The following is a 1,153-nucleotide window of genomic DNA, read 5'->3' on the forward strand; positions in this document are numbered from 1 at the left end:
GATTTCGATCCTGCCTGCCTATCGCCAAACCGTTGACAAAGGATCCATGCACCAACGCTCTGTCTGTCGAAACAGGTATCAGATTTGAGTATTTAGCCCCCTATGGCATAACTTGGCGGAGCCGAAGAGCTTCCGCCACCGCGCCCATGGTTGTAGAGACGCCAAAGGTCCGGCGCGCTTGCTGAAGGTGTTTGCGCACCGTCGTGACTGATATCGAAAGAATGTTCGCTATCTCCTCGGCGGTCCTTCCCCGCGCAGCCCACAGCAAGACTTCTTTCTCGCGCGGGCTGAGTAGCTTGCTGTCCTTCTGCATGCTACGCAGGGCTTCCACCGAACTGACCGCGATCAACGACATGACCGTTATCGCAATGAGTTCTCTCTTAGAGAGGTCTATTCGTTCAAAGGGCGAAGCAAACGAAACGACTGTTTGCCAGTGAAGGCGAGAACTGGCTAGGACGACATAGCCGCTAACAAGCCCAAACTCCGCAGCCTCGCTGGCAACACGTTTCGACTTCGGGCAATCACGCAACCGTTCGGGAACGTCGCTCCAGAAAAATGAATACGGTGCCTCTTTGCAGTATCGACACACCGCGTCCACGCGAGCGTAGTTTTGGCTGGAATAGCGCCGAAACCAGGATTTGGGCCATCCGTTCAGCTCCACCAAAGGCTCCAGTGCGTCATCCCCAACCGGCACACCGCTTAGGATTAGATGTTCAAAACCGAACCTGCCGACAGAAAACAGGAGATCGTCAAGCACCTGCTTCGGCGTCTTGTGCCCCTGGCATCTCTCGACAAAATCAAAGGCGGTTGCCTCCATCTCCGGGCGCTCCAGAGCTTCCCCTAGGCGGGATGGGAATATTGTCTTAGGGCGACATCCCGGTCCCGACCGCAAGTGCCGGCTTGAGGAGAATACGCTCTCCTTTTGCCGATGCAACTCTAGGTTAGGGATGAACTGCAAAAAGCGCAAGACCGAGCGCCAATGAAATCATCCGCCACCTGCCAAGAGGGCGGGAAACTCGTCGAAGCGCACTGGATTTTCAGGCCCGACATAGTCCTCAACGGCCTCCGGCCCAAGCCGAGAGTAGTCAATCCCAGGGCGTTGGTGCATGGATCCTTTGTCAACGGTTTGGCGATAGGCAGGCAGGATGGCGTT

General features: G+C 56.0%; 1 protein-coding gene. It reads right to left on the bottom strand.

Annotation, left to right across the window (positions count from 1 at the left end; genetic code table 11):
- Positions 1-100: 100 nt before the first annotated feature.
- Positions 101-817, bottom strand: a complete 717-nt coding sequence (locus tag QQK95_RS07590) for a helix-turn-helix transcriptional regulator (protein ID WP_240565541.1) — start codon at positions 815-817, stop codon at positions 101-103.
- Between the last annotated feature and the right edge of the window lie 336 nt (positions 818-1,153).

This window comes from Mesorhizobium huakuii (genome assembly GCF_030160235.1).
Lineage (GTDB): Bacteria > Pseudomonadota > Alphaproteobacteria > Rhizobiales > Rhizobiaceae > Mesorhizobium > Mesorhizobium huakuii.

Coding starts and splice junctions, on each gene's coding strand:
- QQK95_RS07590 (WP_240565541.1), bottom strand. CDS start 817: ATGGAGGCAACCGCCTTTGATTTTGTCGAGAGATGCCAGGGGCACAAG.